19 protein-coding genes are annotated in these 17213 nt (G+C 63.7%); 13 read left to right on the top strand and 6 right to left on the bottom strand.

The features are described from left to right. Positions 1-8: 8 nt before the first annotated feature. Entirely contained in the window at positions 9-1304 is a 1296-nt protein-coding gene (locus AC0IYH_RS01995) for an MFS transporter (RefSeq protein WP_471832828.1), read from the bottom strand. Positions 1305-1420: 116 nt separating this feature from the next. Between AC0IYH_RS01995 and AC0IYH_RS01990 the strand changes: the two genes are divergently transcribed. The 3 genes from AC0IYH_RS01990 to AC0IYH_RS01980 all read left to right on the top strand — a co-directional run bounded on the left by AC0IYH_RS01990 (position 1421) and on the right by AC0IYH_RS01980 (position 3878). Then, positions 1421-2362, top strand: a complete 942-nt coding sequence (locus AC0IYH_RS01990; RefSeq protein WP_116628148.1) for a LysR family transcriptional regulator — start codon at positions 1421-1423, stop codon at positions 2360-2362. A gap of 92 nt (positions 2363-2454) precedes the next feature. After that, positions 2455-2973, top strand: a complete 519-nt coding sequence (locus AC0IYH_RS01985) for a sigma-70 family RNA polymerase sigma factor (RefSeq protein ID WP_116628147.1) — start codon at positions 2455-2457, stop codon at positions 2971-2973. Further along, complete coding sequence (locus AC0IYH_RS01980) at positions 2970-3878, top strand: FecR domain-containing protein (RefSeq protein WP_471832827.1); 909 nt, start codon at positions 2970-2972, stop codon at positions 3876-3878. The genes AC0IYH_RS01985 and AC0IYH_RS01980 overlap by 4 nt, the downstream gene beginning before the upstream one ends. 62 nt (positions 3879-3940) lie before the next feature. On the opposite strand, the gene AC0IYH_RS01975 is transcribed toward AC0IYH_RS01980, so the two are convergent. From AC0IYH_RS01975 to AC0IYH_RS01965, 3 genes are read right to left on the bottom strand one after another with little or no spacing between them, the layout of a single operon-like run. Next, the gene (locus tag AC0IYH_RS01975) at positions 3941-4657 is read right to left on the bottom strand and encodes an ABC transporter ATP-binding protein (protein WP_122772259.1); all 717 of its coding nucleotides are present in this window, start codon (positions 4655-4657) and stop codon (positions 3941-3943) included. After that, on the bottom strand, positions 4654-5475 hold the full coding sequence (locus tag AC0IYH_RS01970) for an ABC transporter permease (RefSeq protein ID WP_471832826.1): 822 nt from the start codon (positions 5473-5475) through the stop codon (positions 4654-4656). The genes AC0IYH_RS01975 and AC0IYH_RS01970 overlap by 4 nt, the downstream gene beginning before the upstream one ends. A gap of 10 nt (positions 5476-5485) precedes the next feature. Next, positions 5486-6442 carry an aliphatic sulfonate ABC transporter substrate-binding protein gene (locus AC0IYH_RS01965; RefSeq protein WP_116628143.1) on the bottom strand — a complete coding sequence of 319 codons (957 nt, stop codon included), beginning with the start codon at positions 6440-6442 and terminating at the stop codon, positions 5486-5488. A gap of 319 nt (positions 6443-6761) precedes the next feature. On the opposite strand from AC0IYH_RS01965, the gene AC0IYH_RS01960 reads away from it, so the two are divergent. Then, positions 6762-6977: a TOBE domain-containing protein gene (locus AC0IYH_RS01960; protein ID WP_003173733.1), complete on the top strand. Its 216-nt coding sequence runs from the start codon at positions 6762-6764 to the stop codon at positions 6975-6977. A 100-nt stretch (positions 6978-7077) separates the two neighbouring features. Here the strand turns inward: AC0IYH_RS01960 and AC0IYH_RS01955 are convergent, their stop codons facing one another. After that, a complete protein-coding gene (locus AC0IYH_RS01955) occupies positions 7078-8229 on the bottom strand; it encodes a MalY/PatB family protein (RefSeq protein ID WP_471832825.1) in 1152 nt (383 codons plus the stop codon). A gap of 115 nt (positions 8230-8344) precedes the next feature. Next, positions 8345-9196: a LysR substrate-binding domain-containing protein gene (locus AC0IYH_RS01950; protein WP_471832824.1), complete on the bottom strand. Its 852-nt coding sequence runs from the start codon at positions 9194-9196 to the stop codon at positions 8345-8347. A 243-nt stretch (positions 9197-9439) separates the two neighbouring features. Here AC0IYH_RS01950 and AC0IYH_RS01945 point away from each other — a divergent pair, with 243 nt between their 5' ends. The 9 genes from AC0IYH_RS01945 to AC0IYH_RS01905 are packed head-to-tail and all read left to right on the top strand — an operon-like array spanning position 9440 to position 17188. Further along, positions 9440-10261 (top strand): transporter substrate-binding domain-containing protein, encoded by an 822-nt coding sequence (locus AC0IYH_RS01945; protein ID WP_122772256.1) that lies wholly within the window; start codon positions 9440-9442, stop codon positions 10259-10261. Between the two features lie 2 nt (positions 10262-10263). Next, positions 10264-11070 carry a transporter substrate-binding domain-containing protein gene (locus AC0IYH_RS01940; RefSeq protein ID WP_116628139.1) on the top strand — a complete coding sequence of 269 codons (807 nt, stop codon included), beginning with the start codon at positions 10264-10266 and terminating at the stop codon, positions 11068-11070. Further along, complete coding sequence (locus AC0IYH_RS01935) at positions 11063-12484, top strand: FAD-binding oxidoreductase (protein ID WP_471832823.1); 1422 nt, start codon at positions 11063-11065, stop codon at positions 12482-12484. Before AC0IYH_RS01940 ends, AC0IYH_RS01935 begins: the two co-directional genes overlap by 8 nt. Beyond that, positions 12481-13683: an aminotransferase class I/II-fold pyridoxal phosphate-dependent enzyme gene (locus tag AC0IYH_RS01930; RefSeq protein ID WP_471832822.1), complete on the top strand. Its 1203-nt coding sequence runs from the start codon at positions 12481-12483 to the stop codon at positions 13681-13683. The genes AC0IYH_RS01935 and AC0IYH_RS01930 overlap by 4 nt, the downstream gene beginning before the upstream one ends. Further along, positions 13680-14405, top strand: coding sequence for an amino acid ABC transporter permease (locus AC0IYH_RS01925; RefSeq protein WP_471832821.1), 726 nt, complete (start codon positions 13680-13682; stop codon positions 14403-14405). The genes AC0IYH_RS01930 and AC0IYH_RS01925 overlap by 4 nt, the downstream gene beginning before the upstream one ends. Then, positions 14395-15078 carry an amino acid ABC transporter permease gene (locus AC0IYH_RS01920; RefSeq protein ID WP_116628135.1) on the top strand — a complete coding sequence of 228 codons (684 nt, stop codon included), beginning with the start codon at positions 14395-14397 and terminating at the stop codon, positions 15076-15078. Before AC0IYH_RS01925 ends, AC0IYH_RS01920 begins: the two co-directional genes overlap by 11 nt. Further along, positions 15065-15889: an amino acid ABC transporter ATP-binding protein gene (locus AC0IYH_RS01915; RefSeq protein WP_116628134.1), complete on the top strand. Its 825-nt coding sequence runs from the start codon at positions 15065-15067 to the stop codon at positions 15887-15889. Before AC0IYH_RS01920 ends, AC0IYH_RS01915 begins: the two co-directional genes overlap by 14 nt. Positions 15890-15905: 16 nt before the next feature. Then, positions 15906-16502, top strand: coding sequence for a cysteine dioxygenase family protein (locus tag AC0IYH_RS01910; RefSeq protein WP_471832820.1), 597 nt, complete (start codon positions 15906-15908; stop codon positions 16500-16502). A gap of 38 nt (positions 16503-16540) precedes the next feature. Then, the gene (locus tag AC0IYH_RS01905) at positions 16541-17188 is read left to right on the top strand and encodes a glutathione S-transferase N-terminal domain-containing protein (protein ID WP_471832819.1); all 648 of its coding nucleotides are present in this window, start codon (positions 16541-16543) and stop codon (positions 17186-17188) included. The last annotated feature ends 25 nt before the right edge of the window (positions 17189-17213 follow it).

Here is a 17213-nt window from a genome sequence, read left to right as displayed (position 1 = left end):
TCCTGACGTTAAACGGTGGCCGGCGTGTTCGACGCGTTGCGGCCGGGTGAATGGATGCCCAGCACCAGCAATGCAGCCAGTACGGTGGTGGCGGACAGCAGGTACAAACCGGCCGCCGGAGAGTGGAAGGCGCCTTCGGCCCAATGCTTGATGACCGGCGCGATAAAGCCGCCGAGGGCCCCGAAGGAGTTGATCAGTGCAATGCCCGCCGCCGCAGCGCTGCCGGCCAGGTAACTGGAGGGAAAGGTCCAGAACACCGGCTGCACGGCGATAAACCCCGAGGCGGCAAAACACAGCGCGAGCATGCCCAGCAACGGGTTGGCGAAGGTCACCGAGCAGGCGATGCCGGCGGCGGCCATCAATAGGGTCAGGCACGCGGTCTGGCGACGCAGGCCGGTGCGGTCGGAATAGGCCGGGATCCACCAGGCGGCGAACAGCGCACACAGCCACGGGATCGCCGAGACCAGGCCGACCATCAAGCCGACCTTGGTGCCAAGCAGATCGCCGACCTGGGTGGGCAGGTAAAACACCACGCCGTATACGCTGGCCTGGATCAGCAAGTACACCAGGCACAGGTACAGCACCGATGGCTGGCACAACAGTGTCAACAGGCTGCGGCCGTGTGAGGTTTTGTGCTGGTCTTCCTGGTCGAGCAGGCGCTGGATCTGCTGGCGCTCATCGGTCGTTAACCATTTGGCATCGGCAGGGCGGTTGTCCAGGTACCAGTAGGCCCAAATGCCCACGGCGGTGGCCATCAGGCCTTCCACCGCGAACAGCCATTGCCAGCCGTGCAGGCCCTGGAAGCCGTCCATTTCCAGCAGCAAACCGGACAACGGGCTGCCGAAGATAAACGCCAGCGGCGCGCCGAAATAGAAGAAGCCCATGGCCTTGCCGCGCACGGCTTGGGGGAACCAATAGGTGAGGTAGAGGATGACGCCGGGGAAGAAGCCGGCTTCGGCCACGCCGAGCAAAAAGCGCAACACATAGAAGCTGGTTTCGTTATGGGCGAAGACCATCGCCGCCGAGATCAGGCCCCAACTGACCATGATGCGGCACATCCACAGGCGGGCGCCGACACGGTGCAGGATCAGGTTGCTGGGTACTTCGAGCAGCGCGTAGCCGACAAAGAACACCCCGGCGCCAAAGGCGAAGGCGGCATCGCTTAAGCCGGTATCGGCCTGGAAGGCTTGCTTGGCGAAGCCGACGTTGGCGCGGTCGAGGAACGCCATGATGTACATCAACAGCAGAAAGGGCAGCAGCCGCCAGGAAATCTTGGCGAGCAGGGGCGCAGGCAGCGTTTTCATAGTGGAGTCCGATGTTTTGTTCTTATGGGGCGGACTGTACGGCGGCCGAGCAATGCGCTACAAATCGAATCTAGCTTACAAGTGATACCCTCAGGGTATCGATAAAAAGGAGTTCCATGAGTAGCCCGGTCATCTCCCGCAGCCTGTTCAACCGCCTGCGTTACAAGCACCTGCATATGCTGGTGGCGTTGAGTTCCAGCCAGAACCTGCACCGCGCCTCCCAGGCGCTGAACATGTCGCAACCGGCGGCCACGCGCATGCTGCGCGAGATCGAGGACATGTTCGGCTGCGACCTGTTCGAGCGCCTGCCACGGGGCATGCGCCCCACGGCGCTGGGCCAGGAGCTGATCCGCTTTGCCGAATCGGCCCTGAGCGGCCTCGACCGCTGCGCCGAGGATTTGATGGCGCGCCAGCAGGGCGGCTACGGGTATCTGTCCATCGGCACCATCATGGGCGCCGCGCCGGACCTGGTGATGGACTGCATCGCGCAGATCAAGTCGCTGAACCCGCAACTGCGCATCCGCATCATGGGCGACACCAGCGACCAGGTGATCCAGCTGCTTGAGCAGGGGCGTATCGACCTGGCCATTACCCGGCGCAATGCCGCCACCGACGCCGAGCACTACAGCTTCGAACCCCTGGGCAACGAACGCATGCTGGTGGTGGTGCACGCCGGCCACCCGCTGGCGCAACGTGAACAGTTGGAACTGGCCGAGCTGGTGCGCGACTGGCCGTGGATCCTGCAACCGCAAACCAGCCCGGCGCGTATCGGCTTTGACCAGGCGTTGCAGGACCTGGCCTTGCCCAGCCCGGCGGACATCATCGAGTGCAGCTCGGTGTATTCGATGCAGCAACTGATCCAGCTGACCGACGCGGTGATGGTGCTGTCGGAAAGCGCCCTGCGCGATTACCTGAAAATGGGCCTGGTGGTGGCGCTGCCCATCGCCCTGGATGTGCGACTCGCACCCTTTGGCCTGTTACTGCGTAAAGGCGAGGGCGTCAGCCGTGAGCTGGGCTTGTTTATCGACCTGCTGCGACAGAAAGCGGCGATGCTTTGAACGCAATGTTGAAAAGAGCATGGTGTCGCGGCGGGATATTAAATAGAATGAATCTCATTTGAGACTCACTCGCGCCGCGCAGGTTGCTTGCCATGAATGATGCCGTTGTCCCGACCCACGCCCCCGAGCTGACGTTATCGAGCCTGTACCGCGACCATCGCAGCTGGCTGGAAAGCTGGCTGCGGCGGCGCCTGGGCAATGCCTGGGATGCGGCCGACCTGAGCCAGGACACGTTCCTGCGCGTGCTGGCCAGTGCCCAGCCGTTGGCGCAGATGCAGGAGCCACGGGCGTACCTGGTCACCGTCGGCAAGCGCTTGCTGGTGAATTTCCATCAGCGCCGCAGCCTTGAACAGGCCTACCTGAATGCCCTGGCCAGCTTGCCCGAAGCCAGTGTGCCGTCGCCGGAACAGCGCTGGCTGGTGCTCGAAACCCTGCAGGCCCTGGACGAGCTGCTCGATGGTTTGCCGGTGCTGGTACGCCGCGCGTTCCTCTGGAGCCAACTGGAAGGGCTGGGCTACCGCGAGATCGCCGAGCGTCTCGACGTTTCCGAGCGCACGGTAAAACGCTATATGGCCCAGGCCTATGAACATTGTTTGCTGGTGGACCTGTGAGCCGCGACGTCGCCCGCGCTGCTGCCCAGTGGCTGGCGCTGCTGGAATCCGGCGCGGCCACGGAGCGCGACCACGCTGCCTTGCAGCACTGGCGTGACAGCCATCCCCAGCACGAACAGACCTGGCAGAAAGCCCAATCCCTGCGCCAGCGTTTCAGCGCCTTGCCCCAGGCTTTGGCCATGGCCAGCCTCGACCGCCCGCAACCCGGCCGTCGCGCCGTACTCAAACGTGCCCTCGGCGTGGCCGCGCTGGTGCCGGCCGCGTGGCTGCTTAGCCGCCAGTTGCCCCTCGACGCCTGGCGCGCCGACCTGCACACCGCCACCGGCGAGCGTAAACGCCTGTCGCTGGCCGAGGGCGCCAGCCTGCAACTCAACACTGCGACGGCGGTGGACGTGGACCTGGCGCAGCGGCGCATCACCCTGGTGGATGGTGAACTGGCGCTGAACGTACCGGGCACCACGGCCATGACCGTGTACACCCGTTACGGCCAGTTGCGTGTCAGCCAGGCTGAGGTGTGCGTGCGGCAACAGGCGAGCGGCTGCCTGGTGTCGGTGCTCAAGGGCGCGGTGCAGGTGCGTGATTTGAACGGGCAATTGGCGACGCTGCAGGGCGGCCAGCAGGCGCCGTTGAAAGCCAGCGGGCTTGGCGCCTGGGCAGCGTTTGATGTGCTGCAACTGGGCTGGCGTGACGGCGTGCTGACGGCGCAGAACCAACCGCTGGGGGATTTCCTGCGGGAGTTGGAGCGCTACCGGCCGGGTGTGCTGCGTTGGGACCCAAGCCTGGAGGCGTTGCGGGTGACCGGCAGTTTCCGCCTCGACGATACCGACCGCATCCTCCACCTATTGGCCCAAACCCATGGCTTTAAAGTGCAGGCTCGCACCAAGTACTGGGTAACACTTTCCTGAACACACCAGAGAGCCAATGTGGGAGGGGGCTTGCCCCCTCCCACATTTGCACAGCATTGTTCTCAGATCACATGCGCGCGCTGCAACTCGGTCAACGACAACGCCTTGAGCTGCGCCAGCCGCGGATCACGCCGGTCCCTCGGATGCGGTAAATCCACCGTCAGTTCCTGGCGAATGCTGCTCGGCCGGTTATCCATCACCAGCACCCGATCACTCAGGTACAGCGCTTCGTCCACATCATGGGTCACCAGCAGCAGGGCGATGGCATGGTGGGCGGCCAGTTGCAGCAGCAAATCCTGCAGCTTCATGCGGGTAAAGGCATCCACCGCGCTGAAGGGTTCATCGAGCAACAGCACCTGCGGGCGTGAATACAGGCCCCGCGCGATCGCCACCCGTTGCGCCATGCCACCGGACAAGGCCTTGGGCAACGCCTGGGCAAAGCCCTTGAGGCCGACTTCCTCGATCAACTGCGTGACCCAGGCCTTGTCATAGTGGCTGTCGTCGCTGAAACCGATGTTCTGTTCCACCGTGAGCCAGGGCATCAGCCGGGGTTCCTGGAACACAAAGGCGACTTCGCCGTCGGGGCTGCGCAGTTCGCCCTGAAAGTCCTTTTCCAGCCCGGCGACGATGCGCAGCAAGGTGCTTTTGCCGCAACCGCTGGGCCCTAACAGGCTCACGGCTTCGCGCGGTTGCAACGCCAGGCGCACGTTTTGCAGCACGGTGGTGCTGGCAAAGCTTTTGCGCGCCACGTGAATATCCAGCAAAGGCTGCGCGCTCATTGTTCGGCCCCCTGAAAGGTATCGCGCCACGCCAGGCAGCGTTTCTCCAGCGCGGCGAGCAGGCCATCGCTGACCTTGCCCAACAACGCCAGCACGATAATTGCCGCCAGCACGATGTCCGGGCGCGAGGTTTCGCGCCCGTCGCTGAGCAGGTAGCCCAAGCCCTTGGTGGCCGCAATCAGCTCGGCCGCCACCAGGAACATCCACGCCAGGCTCAAGCCGCTGCGCAACCCGGTGAACAGGCCGGGCAGGGCGGCAGGCAACAGAATGCGGCGCACCAGGCGCCAGCGGCTGAAGCCGTACATTTGCCCGACCTCCACCAGCTTGCGGTCGATATCGCGGATGGCCGCGACGCCATTGAGGTACACCGGGAAAAACGCGCCAATCGCGATCAGCACGATTTTCGAGGTTTCATCAATGCCCAGCCACAACAGCAACAGAGGCACCCAGGCCAGGCTCGGAATTGAGCGCAGCCCGGCGAACGTCGGCTCAAGATACGCCTCGGCCTCGCGGCTCAAACCGACCCAGGCAGCGAACACCAGGGCCAGGCTGGCACCGATGGCAAAGCCGAGCAGCACACGGCCGAGGCTGGCGCCGATGTGCTTCCACAGCGCGCCTTGGGCCAGGTCGGCGAGGGTCACGGCGATCTCGCTCGGCGCCGGCATCTGGTAGGACGGCAACCAGCCCACGCGCACCACCACTTCCAGCACCAGCAGGATCAGCACCGGCAAGGCCAGGCCCTTGAGCCGCCGCGGCCAGGCGCTACGGTTGGCCGCCAGCGGTACGGGCAGCGGCAATGCTTGGCTTTTGCTGCTCATCACGGGCTCCTTACTGGCCGAACGAGGTGTCGATCAACTGGTCGATCACCTGGTCCACATTCACGCCCTTGCGCACCAGCTCTTCGGACACCAGGATCGGTGCGGCCGCCTTGGACGCCACCACGTCCTTGCTGCTCAGGAACGGGGTGCTCAGGTCAGTGCGCGACAGTTGCAGCTTGGCCACTTCCAGCGGCAGGCCGGATTCATCGGCGAGCAGCTTGGCGAACTCATCCGGGTGTTTTACCGCCCAGTCGCGGGCTTTTTCATAGGCGCCGAGCACCTTGGCGATGGTTTGCGGGTGGGCCTTGGCGAACTTTTCGGTGACGCTGACCACGCCATAGCTGTTGAAGTCTTTATTGCGGTACAACAGGCGCGAACCGGCCTGGATTTGACTGGCGGCCATGTGCGGGTCGAGGCCGGCCCAGGCGTCCACGTCACCTTTTTCCAGCGCGGTACGGCCGTCCGGGTGTTGCAGGTGGACGAGTTCGACGTCGTCCTTTTTCAGCCCGGCCAGTTGCAGGCTGCGCAGGGTGAACAGGTACGGGTCGGTGCCTTTGGTGGCGGCGATTTTCTTGCCCTTGAGGTCGGTGACGCTCTTGAACGGCGAGTCCTTGCGAACCACCAGGGCGGTCCACTCGGCGCGGCTGTAGACGTACACCGACTTGATCGGGCTGCCGTTGGCACGGCTCAGCACGGCGGACAGGCTGGCCGAAGAGGCGAAGTCCACGCCGCCGCTATTGAGGTATTCCAGGGAACGGTTGCTGCCCTGGCTCAGCACCCAGCCGACCTTGCTCTGGGGCAGGGCCTGCTCCAGCCAGCCGAAATGCTTGAGCACCAGGCTCACGGGCGAATAGTAGGCGTAGTCGAGGTTGACTTCGGCGGGGTCGGTTTCGGCAGCGAAGGCTTGCGGTTGCAGGCACAGGGCGAGGGCGCAGGCGCCGAGTAAACGTTGGGCGAAGGGTTTCATGGAACAGCTCCGGCAAGGCGTGTGAGAGAAGTCTTTTCTTATATTCAGAAAATTGAGTTGGCATGTTCCATCATGCTTTATAGGAATATGCAGTCTCTGTGCCATCTGCTGCGGCGCCGGTTTTGCTGGGGTTTGCGTGTTTCGAGTTGTTGTCGAGGAAGGCAGATTGTTGAACCACTGTTGGCTGGGCAACAGTTGATATATATCCGTATCGAATAAATAAAGAGTTATATATTCCTTTTAATGTTCGTTGCGATAGCGCATTTTGAGGGCCTGCGCATTCGTGCGGATTGACCCAACAGCCAAAAGGAAACCCGACATGACCATTAAAGCGATCAACGTGCGCAACCAGTTCAAGGGCGTGATCAAGGAAATTCTGCTGGGCGAAGTGGTGTCCGAAATCGACGTGCAAACCGCGTCCGGCATCGTCACCTCGGTGATCACCACCCGTTCGGTGCGTGATCTGGAATTGAAAGTGGGCAGTGAAGTGATTGCCTTTGTGAAGTCCACCGAAGTGTCCATCGCCAAGCTGTAAACCCGGTCCACATGCAGGAGGGGGCTTGCCCCCGATGGCGTTGTGTCAGTCAGCTGATCTTTATCTGACCCACCGCTATCGGGGCAAGCCCCTTTCCGCATCAAGCCTGGCGGTGGCGCAGGGCGCGCTCCATGCGGTGCAGGCCGTCTTCGAGCATCGCCCGTGGGCAGCCGAAGTTCAGGCGCACGAATTGCTGGCTGTCGTCGCCAAACTCGATGCCCGCGCTCAGGCCGACCTTGGCCTGTTCGAGAAAGAACTGCTGCGGGTCGTCCAGGCCCAGGGCGCTGCAATCGAGCCAGGCCAGGAAGGTGCCTTGCGGCGCATGCATCACCACGCCGGGCAGGCGGGTGTGCACGGCGTCGAGCAGGTAGTCGCGGTTGGCTTGCAGGTACTCTTTGAGCGCGTCGAGCCATTCGCCGCACTCGCTGTAGGCGGCGCGGGTGGCTTCCAGGCCCAGGGGGCTGACGCTGTCGACCATGCCGCAGCGCGCCTGGTTGAAGCGCTCGCGGATCTCGGCGTTCTGCACCACCGCAAAGCAGGTCTTCAGGCCGGCCACGTTATAGGCCTTGCTCGCCGACATCAGGGTGATGGTGCGCTGGGCGATTTCGGCGCTGAGGCTCGCGGTGGGAATGTGGCGGCGGCCGTCGAAGCACAGCTCGGCGTGGATTTCATCACTGATGATCAACGCGCCGTGCTCCAGGCAGGCGTTGGCCACGGCCAGCAATTCTTCGCGCGGGAACACCTTGCCGATCGGGTTGTGCGGGTTGCTCAACAGCAACGCGCCGGCGCCGGTCAGTGCCTGGTGCAAGGCAGGCAGTGGGGTCAGGTATTCGCCGTTGACCAATTCGAACGGCACTTCGATACGCGGCAGGTTCCAATGCGCGGGCGCCAGGCGGATCGGCCGATAGTTGGGAGTTTGCAGTACCACCGGCTGGCCCGGTTGCACGAAGGCATGCAGCGCCATGTTGAAACCCGGTTCTACGCCAGGCAGAAACAGCAGGTCTTCCGGCTGCACCCGCCACGCGTATTTGGCCCACAGGTCGGCAATGATCGCCTCGCGCACATCCGGCCCGGCCACGCTGTAGCCGAGGATCTGCTGGTCCAGGCGCGCATGCAGGGCCTGCAGCACGGCGGGCGGCGCGGCGATGTCCATGTCGGCGATCCACATTGGCAGCACGTCGGCGGGATAGCGGTTCCACTTGGTGCTGCCGGTGCCGTGGCGGGGGTGGATCGTGTCGAAATCAAAGCGCATGGGGGGCTCGTATCAGGGGAGGCGGGCAAATAATGGCGCCGATTCTAGCTGATGGGGCAGGTGTATGGAGATCAAAAATGTGGGAGGGGGCTTGCCCCCTCCCACAGGTTGATTGCTATAAGCCCTGGCTGGCGCGGATCAGGTCGTAGGCCTTGCGGGCAATCGGGTTGGCGGTGTTGGGTCGTATCCACAGGTAATACGTGACATCCGGCAGCCTTGGCAGGCCGTCCGTTTCACCCAGCACGCGCATATCCGGCCCAAGCATTTCCATGCTGCGCGGGGTCACACCCAGCCCCGCACGGGTGGCGGCCTTGATGCCGATCAGGTTGGACGCCAAATACGCCTGGCGCCAGGGAATATTCGCCCGCTCCAATGCCTCCAGCGCATAGCGCCGGTAGATGCTCGGCTCGTCCACCAGGATCAGCGGCAGCGGCTCGCTCGGCGAGTGGATGTACTGCGCCGAGCAGATCCACCACACCGGTGAGGTGCGCAGTGCAAAGCCTTCCAGGTTTGGGTCGCTGCGGGTGGAAATCACCATGTCGACCTTGCCGCGGTGCAGGTCGTCCATCAGGAACGGGCTGCGGCCCACGTCGATTTCCAGGCGCAGGCGTGGCGCGGAGCGGGCGATGTGGCTGAGGATCGGCGGCAGGATGGTGTCGGCGATGTCGTGGGGCGAGCCGATGCGCAGCATGCCGCTCAGGCTGCTTTCACGCAGGGAATTCAACGCGTCGTCGTTCAGCGAGAGCATTTGCCGGGCGTGGCGCAGCAGCTGCATGCCCGGCTCGGTCAGCTGTTTTTGCCGCCCGCGTTTTTCGAACAGGCTTACGCCGACCTGTTGCTCCAGGCGCTGCATATGCTGGGTCACGGACGACTGCGTACGCGCCAGGTGAGTGCCGGCTTCGGCGAAGCTGTGGTGGTCGACCACGGCAATAAAGGTGCGCAGCAGTTCTAGGTCGAGGGTCGACATGGCCATTTCCAGGGGCGGTTTTACATCAAGGGTGCGAAGTTAAACATTACAGATATTTATGTATTGGTGAAGCGGATTTTTGCGCAGCCCAACAAATCATGGGTTATATCCAAATAGCAGGTGGCTCAGACACCACAAGTTATAACGATATGAGATATTTGCATTTCCGTTGGCCCCGCACTCTCCCTAGCATGCCCCTCCATCAGGTCGGGGTACGCCGATCATCAGCCAGGGGGAAGTCCAATGAAATTCAAGAAATGGTTGCCGGTGGCCCTGGGGTCGATGCTCGCCCTGGGCGGCAGTGTGGCGGCGCAGGCCGATGCGACCCTGGACAAGATCGAGCAGCGCCATGTGCTGGTGGTCGGCGTGTTGTTGTCCGGCGGGCCGTTTGGCAGCATCGACCCGGCCACGCAGCAGCCCAAGGGCTTGAATGTGGACCTGGCCAACGAGCTGGGGCGCCAGCTCAAGGCCCAGGTGCAACTGGTGCCGGTGCTGCCGGCCAACCGCGTGCAGTTCCTGCAACAGGGCAAGGTCGATTTGCTGATCGCCAATATGGAATGGACCGCCGAGCGTGGTGAGATCCTCGGCTTCGTGCCAACCCCGTTCTACCGCATCGGTGGCGCCGCCGCCGTGCTCAAGGACAGCAAGATCGCGCGCTGGGAAGACCTCAAGGACCAGCCCGTATGCACCTCCCAGGGCAGCAGCTACGTCAAGCCGCTGACCGAGTTCGGCGCCCAGCTCAAGGCCTTCAAGAGTTCCTCCGAATCGCTGCTGGCCCTGCGCGGCAACAACTGCGTAGCGGCGGTGCATGACTCGACGCTGATCAACCCGCTGATCAATGACAGCGCCGAATGGAAGGACTACCGCGTACTGGGCCCGGAACTCAACCCGGCACCGTCGGTGATCTGGACCCGTCGCGGCGAAAGCGACACCCAGGCCAAACTCGACCCGATCGTCAAGGAGCTGCACCGCAGCGGCTGGCTGATCGACGCCCAGACCCGCAACCGCATCAGCCCGGCCTCACCGGCCCTGGTGGAATTGCAACAACAGTTCAAGGGCGCCTGAGCATGCATTTGAAAACCCTTGCCGCACTCGGCCTGGCCCTGTGCACCGGCTTCGCCCAGGCGGACGCCACCCTCGACAAGATCCAGCAGCGCCACGCCATCAGCGTCGGCGTGATCCTCAGCGGCCCGCCGTTCGGCACCATTGATCCCACGACCGGTGAACACCTGGGCTACAACGTCGAACTGGCCAAGGGCATCGGCCAGGCGCTGGGGGTCGAGGCCAAGACCGTCTCGGTGCTGGCGCCCAACCGCGTGCAGTTTTTGCAGCAGGGCAAGGTCGACATCCTGATCGCCAATATGCAGTTCACCGAAGAGCGCGCCGAAATCCTCGACTACGTGCCCACGCCGTACGAGGAAGTCGGCGGCGCGGCGTTGATTCGCAAGGGCGCGGGTATCACCCAATGGGCCGACCTCAAGGACAAGCCGGTGTGCGTGTCCCAGGGCAGCAACTTTATCAAGCCGCTGCAGGAGACCTACGGCGCGCAGATCAAGGCGTTCCGCAGCCAGTCCGAATCGCTGCTGTCGCTGCGTGGCAATGGCTGCGTGGCGGCGGTGCACGTCAGCCCGACCATGCATGCGCTGCTTGGCGATGCCGAATGGGCCGGGTATGAAATCCCGCTGCCGGGTGACTTGATCCCGTCCAAATCGGTGATCTGGATTCGCAAGGGCGAGCACGACACCCAGGCCAAGCTCGATGCCATCGTGCGCGAGTGGCATAAAAGCGGTTTCCTGATCGCCCTCGGCGAGCGCACCGGCATGGCGCCGTCCCAGGCCCTGCGTGACCTGCACGAGCAGTACAGCCATGAGTGACGCGTTGTTCGCCACCTTGCAACAACTGCTCGGCGCGGCCCATGTACAGACCAGTGAGGAGGCGGCGCACTGCCTTACCGACAAACAGGGCCGCTACACCGGCCAGGTGGTCGCGGCGGTGCACCCGGCCAACACCGAGGAAGTGGCGGCGGTGGTGCGCGCCTGTGTGGCCTTGAAGGCGCCGATCGTGGTGCAGGGCGGCAACACCGGGCTGATGGCTGGCGCCACACCAGACGCCAGCGGGCGCGCGGTGTTGCTGCTGCTCGACCGCATGAACCGCGTGCGCACTGTCGATACCGACAACGACACGCTCACGGTGGAAGCCGGCTGCATCCTGCAGAATGTCCAGGACGTCGCCCGCGAGGCCGACCGCCTGTTCCCGCTGAGCCTGGGCGCGCAGGGCAGTTGCACCATTGGCGGCAACCTCGGCACCAACGCCGGCGGTACCGCCGTGCTGCGTTATGGCAACACCCGTGAGTTGACCCTTGGCCTCGAAGTGGTGACCGCTGAAGGCGAGATCTGGCACGGCCTGCGCGGTTTGCGCAAGGACAACACCGGCTACGACCTGCGCGATTTGTACATCGGCAGCGAAGGCACCCTTGGCATTATCACCGCCGCCACCCTGAAGCTGTTCCCGCTGCCCAAGGCCCAGACCACCGCGCTGTTGGCCTTTGACGAGCTGGCGCAAGCGGTGGCCTTTCTGTCCCATGCCCGCGCCGGTTTTGGCGCCAGCCTTACTGCGTTTGAGTTGCTGACCGCCGACTGCCTGGCGTTGCTGCGCGAGCAGTTTCCGGATGGCCCGCAGCCATTCAAGGCGGCACAGCAGCCGTGGTTTGCGTTGATCGAACTCTCGGACAACCACAGCGAAAGCCATGCCCGCGAAGCCTTCGAGCGCGTACTCGGCGAGGCCTTCGAACAGCAACTGATCAGTGATGCGCTGGTCGCCGAAAGCCTGGCGCAAAGCGAAGCCCTGTGGCTGCTGCGCGAGAACATGAGCGAGGCGCAGAAACGCGCCGGGCGCAATATGAAGCACGACATCTCGGTGCCGATTTCCCAGGTGGTGGCCTTCGTTGCCCACACCGACGCGTTGCTCCAGCAGCATTTCCCTGGCGTGCGCAACTTCACCTTTGGCCACCTGGGCGACGGCAACCTGCATTACAACGTGGCCCATCCGCTGGGTTCGACGGTGGAGGCGCATATGGCCCACTACGCCGAACTGAGCGCGCTGGTGCACGACAGCGCCCATGCCCACGGCGGTTCGATCAGCGCCGAACACGGCATCGGCCAGCGCAAGGTCGGCCTGCTCGGTCGCTATAAAAGCGCGGTGGAGCTGGACCTGATGCGCCGCATCAAGCGGGCCCTCGACCCGCACTACCTGCTCAACCCCGGCAAAGTCCTTGAGGTAAAGCCATGACCGTCCGCCTGTCCCGGCGCGTGCAGCGGGTGTCGCTGTCGGCCAACGCCGCGGCCAAATCCCGCGCCACTGAACTGCGTGAAGCCGGTCGCGATATCCTCGACCTCACCACCGGCGAGCCGGATTTCGACACCCCCGAACACATCAAGCAAGCCGCGTATGCCGCCATCGCCGGCGGTGCCACCAAGTACACCCCGACGCCCGGCGTCAAAGCCTTGCGCCTGGCGGTGCAACGCAAACTGGCCGAGGAAAACCGGCTGGATTACCCGCTGGCATCCATCGTGATCGCCAACGGCGCCAAGCAGATTATCTTCAATGCGTTTGCCGCCACCCTGGATGACGGCGATCAAGTGCTGGTGCCGACGCCGTACTGGCCGTCGTTCCCGGACAGCGTGCGCTTCAACGGCGGCGAGCCGGTGTTTATCGAATGCGGCCTGGAGCAGGGTTGCAAGCTGCTGCCGGCGCAATTGGAACAGCACATCACCGCGCGCACGCGCTGGCTGATCCTCAATGGCCCCGGCAACCCGAGCGGCGCGGTGTACAGCGCGGCCGAGTTGCAGGCGCTGGCCGAGGTGCTGCGCCGCCACCCCCAGGTGCTGGTGCTGCTCGACGAGCTGTACGAACACATCCGTTTCGACGGCCGCCCGGCCCAGAGTTTGCTCAATGTTGCCCCGGATTTGCAGGCGCGTTGCCTGCTGGTGGGCGGTGTGTCCAAGACCTACGCCATGACCGGCTGGCGCATCGGCTTCGGCGCAGGGCCCAAAACCCTCACCGATGCGATGGCGGTGGTGCAATCGCAATCCACTTCCGGCGCGTCATCGGTCGGCCAGGCGGCGGCGTTGGCGGCGTATAACGGCGGGCTGGGGTTCCTCGCGGAGCAGGTTGCGGCGTATCAATTACGGCGGGATATTTTGGTCGCGGCGCTCAAAAACGTCCACGGTCTGGAAGTTCTGGAGCCCCAAGGCGGCTTCTTCGTGTTCGTACGTTGCGCCGGGTTGCTCGGGCGCCAGCGTCCGGACGGCCAGCGCATCGCGGATGACGCCGACGTGGTCGCCTGGCTGCTGGAGGCGGGCGTGGCCGGTGTGGCGGGCAGTGCCTATGGCTTGTCGCCGTGGTTTCGCCTGTCCATCGCCACCGCGACTGACAGCGTGGCCGAGGCCGGGCGGCGGATCGCAGCCGCCTGCGGGCAACTGCAATGATGGAACTGTTCGTGCACTGGGCCGCGAGTATCGGCCTTAATTACAACTTTCTGCTCGACGCCTACCAGCGTGGCAGCCTGGTACAGGGTGCGCTGACCACGGGCCTGCTGTGTCTGTTCACCATCATCGGCAGCCTGCTCGCCGGGATCAGCCTGGCGGCAATGCTGACCTCGGGCAACCCGTGGCTGGCCAAGCCGGCACGGGTGTTTATCGAAGTCACGCGCAACACGCCGACCCTGGTGCAGCTGTACTGCGCGTTCCTGGTGCTGAACATGCTGCTGACCCAGGCCGTCGGCGCGGCCAACCCGCTCACGCCGTTTGCCTGGGTGGTCATCGTGATTTCCCTGCACAAGGGTGCGTTCCATGCCGAGGCCTTGCGCGCCGGCATCGAAGCGGTGCCGGCCGTGACCCTGGAGGCCGCCAGTTCCCTGGCCTTCAGCAATCGTCAATTGCTCTGGCATGTGCAGCTGCCGCTGGCGTTGCGTTTTGCCTTGCCGTCGCTGATCAACAACCTGATCGACCTGGTGAAGATGACCGCCGTGGCGTCGGCCATTGCGGTGGGCGACATCACCTACGCGGCGATCATGATCTGGACCCAGAGCGACAACGTGCTGGAGCTGATGCTGCTGATCCTGAGCTTCTTCGGCCTGCTGAGTTTTATCGTCAATTGTGTGGGGCGCTGGCTGGAAGCGCGCCTGAGGATGCCCGGCTATGGCCATTGAATCATTCCCGGTGCTGTCGGCCTTGTGGCAGTGGTCGCCGGCGCTGGTCGCCGGTTTCGGCCAGAACATACTGATCAGCCTGTTGGCGATCGGCATCGGCTCGGTGCTCGGCCTGCTGATCGGCGCGCTGGCGCTGTCGCCCCTGGGCTTTATTGCGCGGCTGTGGGTCCAGGTGTTTCGCAACGCGCCGTGGCTGGTGTTGATCTACTTCACCACCTATGTGTTCCCGTTCGAGATTCATATCGGCAACAGCTACGTGTCGTTCCCGGACTGGGTCAAGGTCACTATCGGCCTGGCCTTGCCGGCGAGTGCCAACGTGGCGGAGATCTTCCGTGGCGCCATCGGTTCGATCCCCAGCACCCAGTGGGAGGCCGCGCGTTCGCTGGCGTTTACCCGTGGCCAGCTGTTCCGTTCGATCATCCTGCCGCAGTGTTTCAAGCGCATGTTGCCGCCGTGGATGAACCTCTACGCGGTGGTCACCATGGGCACCGCGCTGGCTTCGCTGGTGGGCGTGCATGACGTGATCGACACCGCGCAGATCGCCAGCAACACCGTGAACATGACCGGCTTTACCGTGCTGATCTACCTGAGCCTGCTGGTGCTGTTCTTTGCCTACTGCTACCCGATTTCCCGCCTGACCCAACACCTGGAGCGTCGTTATGCCTTCTACTGAACCGCTGGTGAGCCTGCGCGATGTGCATCTGGCATTCGGTGCCAACCCGGTGCTCAAGGGCATCGACCTCGACGTGCTGCGCGGCCAGGCCGTGTCGATCATCGGCCCGTCGGGCTCGGGCAAATCCACGATCCTGCGCTGCATCACCGGGCTGTTGCAGCCCCAGCGCGGCAGCATCCGTGTGGGCCAGACCCAGGTCGATACCTTGGCCGGGGAGGCCCAGCGCATCGAGCTGCGCAAGCGCGTGGGCTTTGTGTTCCAGCAATACAACCTGTTCCCGCATTTGTCGGTGCTGGAAAACCTGGTGATCGCGCCGCGCAAGGTGCTCGGCCGCAACCGCGCCGACGCGGAACAAGACGCACGGGCGCTGCTGGCCAAGGTGCGCATGGAACACAAGGCGGACGCCTACCCCGGCCAACTCTCCGGCGGCCAGCAGCAACGCGTGGCGATTGCCCGCGCCCTGGCGATGCGCCCGGAGTTGATCCTGTTCGACGAAGTGACCTCGGCGCTGGACCCGGAAACCGTCGGCGAAGTGCTGACGGTGATCCGCGAACTCACCGAAGAGGGCATGACCTGCGTGCTGGTCACCCACGAAATGCGCTTCGCCGAAGAGATCAGCGACGTCGTGTACTTCACCGAAAACGGCGTGATTGTCGAGCAGGGCAGCGCCGCGCAGATCTTCCAGAACCCGACCAGCGAACGCACCCAGACGTTCCTGCGCCATGCCCTGGGCGATTCGGGGCGCCGTGGCCCCAGCGCCCATGACCCGTACCTGTTGACCAATTTGAGCCGCTACAGCCTGTCTGTCTGATAAGAGGAAACCCGTGATGAGTACCGAAAACCGTGCCGCCGTTATCGAAACGTTCTTGCAGCAGATTCGCGTCATCAACCAGCGCGGCGTAGACCGTGCGGCCCTGGTGGACATCGTTGGCCTGCTGGAGCAGTTGGCCGAACGCCGCGACCTGTTCAACTTCGAAGCTTTCCCCGCGCCGGTGCCGGGGCAGGGCAGCACTGCCTTTCGCTATCGCCTTAACGACGACGGTGACACACCGACCCTGTATCTGAACTCGCTGCTGCCGGGCAAAAGCACCTTGGCGCACAACCATGAGACGTGGGCGATTATCAGCGCCGTTGAAGGCCAGGAGATCAACTACGTCTATGCCCGCGATGATGAGGGCCGCGAGCCGGGCTTCACCACCTTGAGTTTGGAGAAGGAAGTGATTGTGCAGCCGGGGACTTCGATTTCGTTTCTCGGGGAAGACCTGCATGGCATCAAGGTTGAGGGCGAGCAGGCGACGTTGCATTTCCACCTGTACGGCTTGCCGCTGGAATCCCTCAACGGCCGCTACGGCGTGGACACCGACGGGCGCATCCTCAACTACAACGCCTCGCAGATGGCCCCCTCCATCAAGGCTTATTCCTGACACACCACATTTGAGTCGTGCTCATCCATGGGTTTTTTATGATTGATCTGTATTACTGGCCAACCGGCAACGGCTTGAAAGTCGGCATTTTGCTCGAAGAATTGGCTGTGGAATACCGACTCGTGCCGGTCAACATCCGCGAAGGCGAGCAAAAGCACGCGAGCTTCCAACGCATCAGCGCCAACGGCCGCATCCCGGCAATTGTCGACCATCGCCCCGCAGCCCCGCTGAGCCTGTTCGAATCCGGCGCGATCCTCAATTACCTGGCCGACAGCGCCGGGCAATTCCTGCCGCCGGCCGGCACTGCCGAGCGGCAGAAGGTCCAGGAATGGCTGTTCTGGCAAGTGGGGCATATCACCCCGTACCTGAGCCAGTTGCAGCTGTTCAAGGAAAAGGCGCCGGAGCCGATTGCCTTCGCCCTCGACCTGTTGAATGCCGAGGCCACGCGCCTGTACCGCGTGCTGGAGCAGCGCCTTGGCGAGGTGGCGTATGTGGCCGGCGAGTACTCGGTGGCGGATATGGCGATTTTCCCGTGGATTCAACCGCAACGCCAAGGCCAGGACCTGGCGCACTACCCGCATATCCACGCCTGGCGTGAGCGCATCAAGGCGCGGCCGGCGGTGCAGCGCGCCTATGCCAAGGGCCGCGAAGTGGCACCGGGCGAACGTTCGTTGGCGTTGCAGTAACTCTTTTCTTACTTTGTTGGGACTT

The organism is Pseudomonas sp. AC463 (genome assembly GCF_979253585.1).
The sequence above is the reverse complement of the archived record's forward strand: the minus strand, read 5'-3'. Positions and strand labels throughout refer to the sequence as shown.

Coding starts and splice junctions, on each gene's coding strand:
- AC0IYH_RS01995 (WP_471832828.1), bottom strand. CDS start 1,304: ATGAAAACGCTGCCTGCGCCCCTGCTCGCCAAGATTTCCTGGCGGCTG.
- AC0IYH_RS01990 (WP_116628148.1), top strand. CDS start 1,421: ATGAGTAGCCCGGTCATCTCCCGCAGCCTGTTCAACCGCCTGCGTTAC.
- AC0IYH_RS01985 (WP_116628147.1), top strand. CDS start 2,455: ATGAATGATGCCGTTGTCCCGACCCACGCCCCCGAGCTGACGTTATCG.
- AC0IYH_RS01975 (WP_122772259.1), bottom strand. CDS start 4,657: ATGAGCGCGCAGCCTTTGCTGGATATTCACGTGGCGCGCAAAAGCTTT.
- AC0IYH_RS01970 (WP_471832826.1), bottom strand. CDS start 5,475: ATGAGCAGCAAAAGCCAAGCATTGCCGCTGCCCGTACCGCTGGCGGCC.
- AC0IYH_RS01965 (WP_116628143.1), bottom strand. CDS start 6,442: ATGAAACCCTTCGCCCAACGTTTACTCGGCGCCTGCGCCCTCGCCCTG.
- AC0IYH_RS01960 (WP_003173733.1), top strand. CDS start 6,762: ATGACCATTAAAGCGATCAACGTGCGCAACCAGTTCAAGGGCGTGATC.
- AC0IYH_RS01955 (WP_471832825.1), bottom strand. CDS start 8,229: ATGCGCTTTGATTTCGACACGATCCACCCCCGCCACGGCACCGGCAGC.
- AC0IYH_RS01950 (WP_471832824.1), bottom strand. CDS start 9,196: ATGTCGACCCTCGACCTAGAACTGCTGCGCACCTTTATTGCCGTGGTC.
- AC0IYH_RS01945 (WP_122772256.1), top strand. CDS start 9,440: ATGAAATTCAAGAAATGGTTGCCGGTGGCCCTGGGGTCGATGCTCGCC.
- AC0IYH_RS01940 (WP_116628139.1), top strand. CDS start 10,264: ATGCATTTGAAAACCCTTGCCGCACTCGGCCTGGCCCTGTGCACCGGC.
- AC0IYH_RS01935 (WP_471832823.1), top strand. CDS start 11,063: ATGAGTGACGCGTTGTTCGCCACCTTGCAACAACTGCTCGGCGCGGCC.
- AC0IYH_RS01930 (WP_471832822.1), top strand. CDS start 12,481: ATGACCGTCCGCCTGTCCCGGCGCGTGCAGCGGGTGTCGCTGTCGGCC.
- AC0IYH_RS01925 (WP_471832821.1), top strand. CDS start 13,680: ATGATGGAACTGTTCGTGCACTGGGCCGCGAGTATCGGCCTTAATTAC.
- AC0IYH_RS01920 (WP_116628135.1), top strand. CDS start 14,395: ATGGCCATTGAATCATTCCCGGTGCTGTCGGCCTTGTGGCAGTGGTCG.
- AC0IYH_RS01915 (WP_116628134.1), top strand. CDS start 15,065: ATGCCTTCTACTGAACCGCTGGTGAGCCTGCGCGATGTGCATCTGGCA.
- AC0IYH_RS01910 (WP_471832820.1), top strand. CDS start 15,906: ATGAGTACCGAAAACCGTGCCGCCGTTATCGAAACGTTCTTGCAGCAG.
- AC0IYH_RS01905 (WP_471832819.1), top strand. CDS start 16,541: ATGATTGATCTGTATTACTGGCCAACCGGCAACGGCTTGAAAGTCGGC.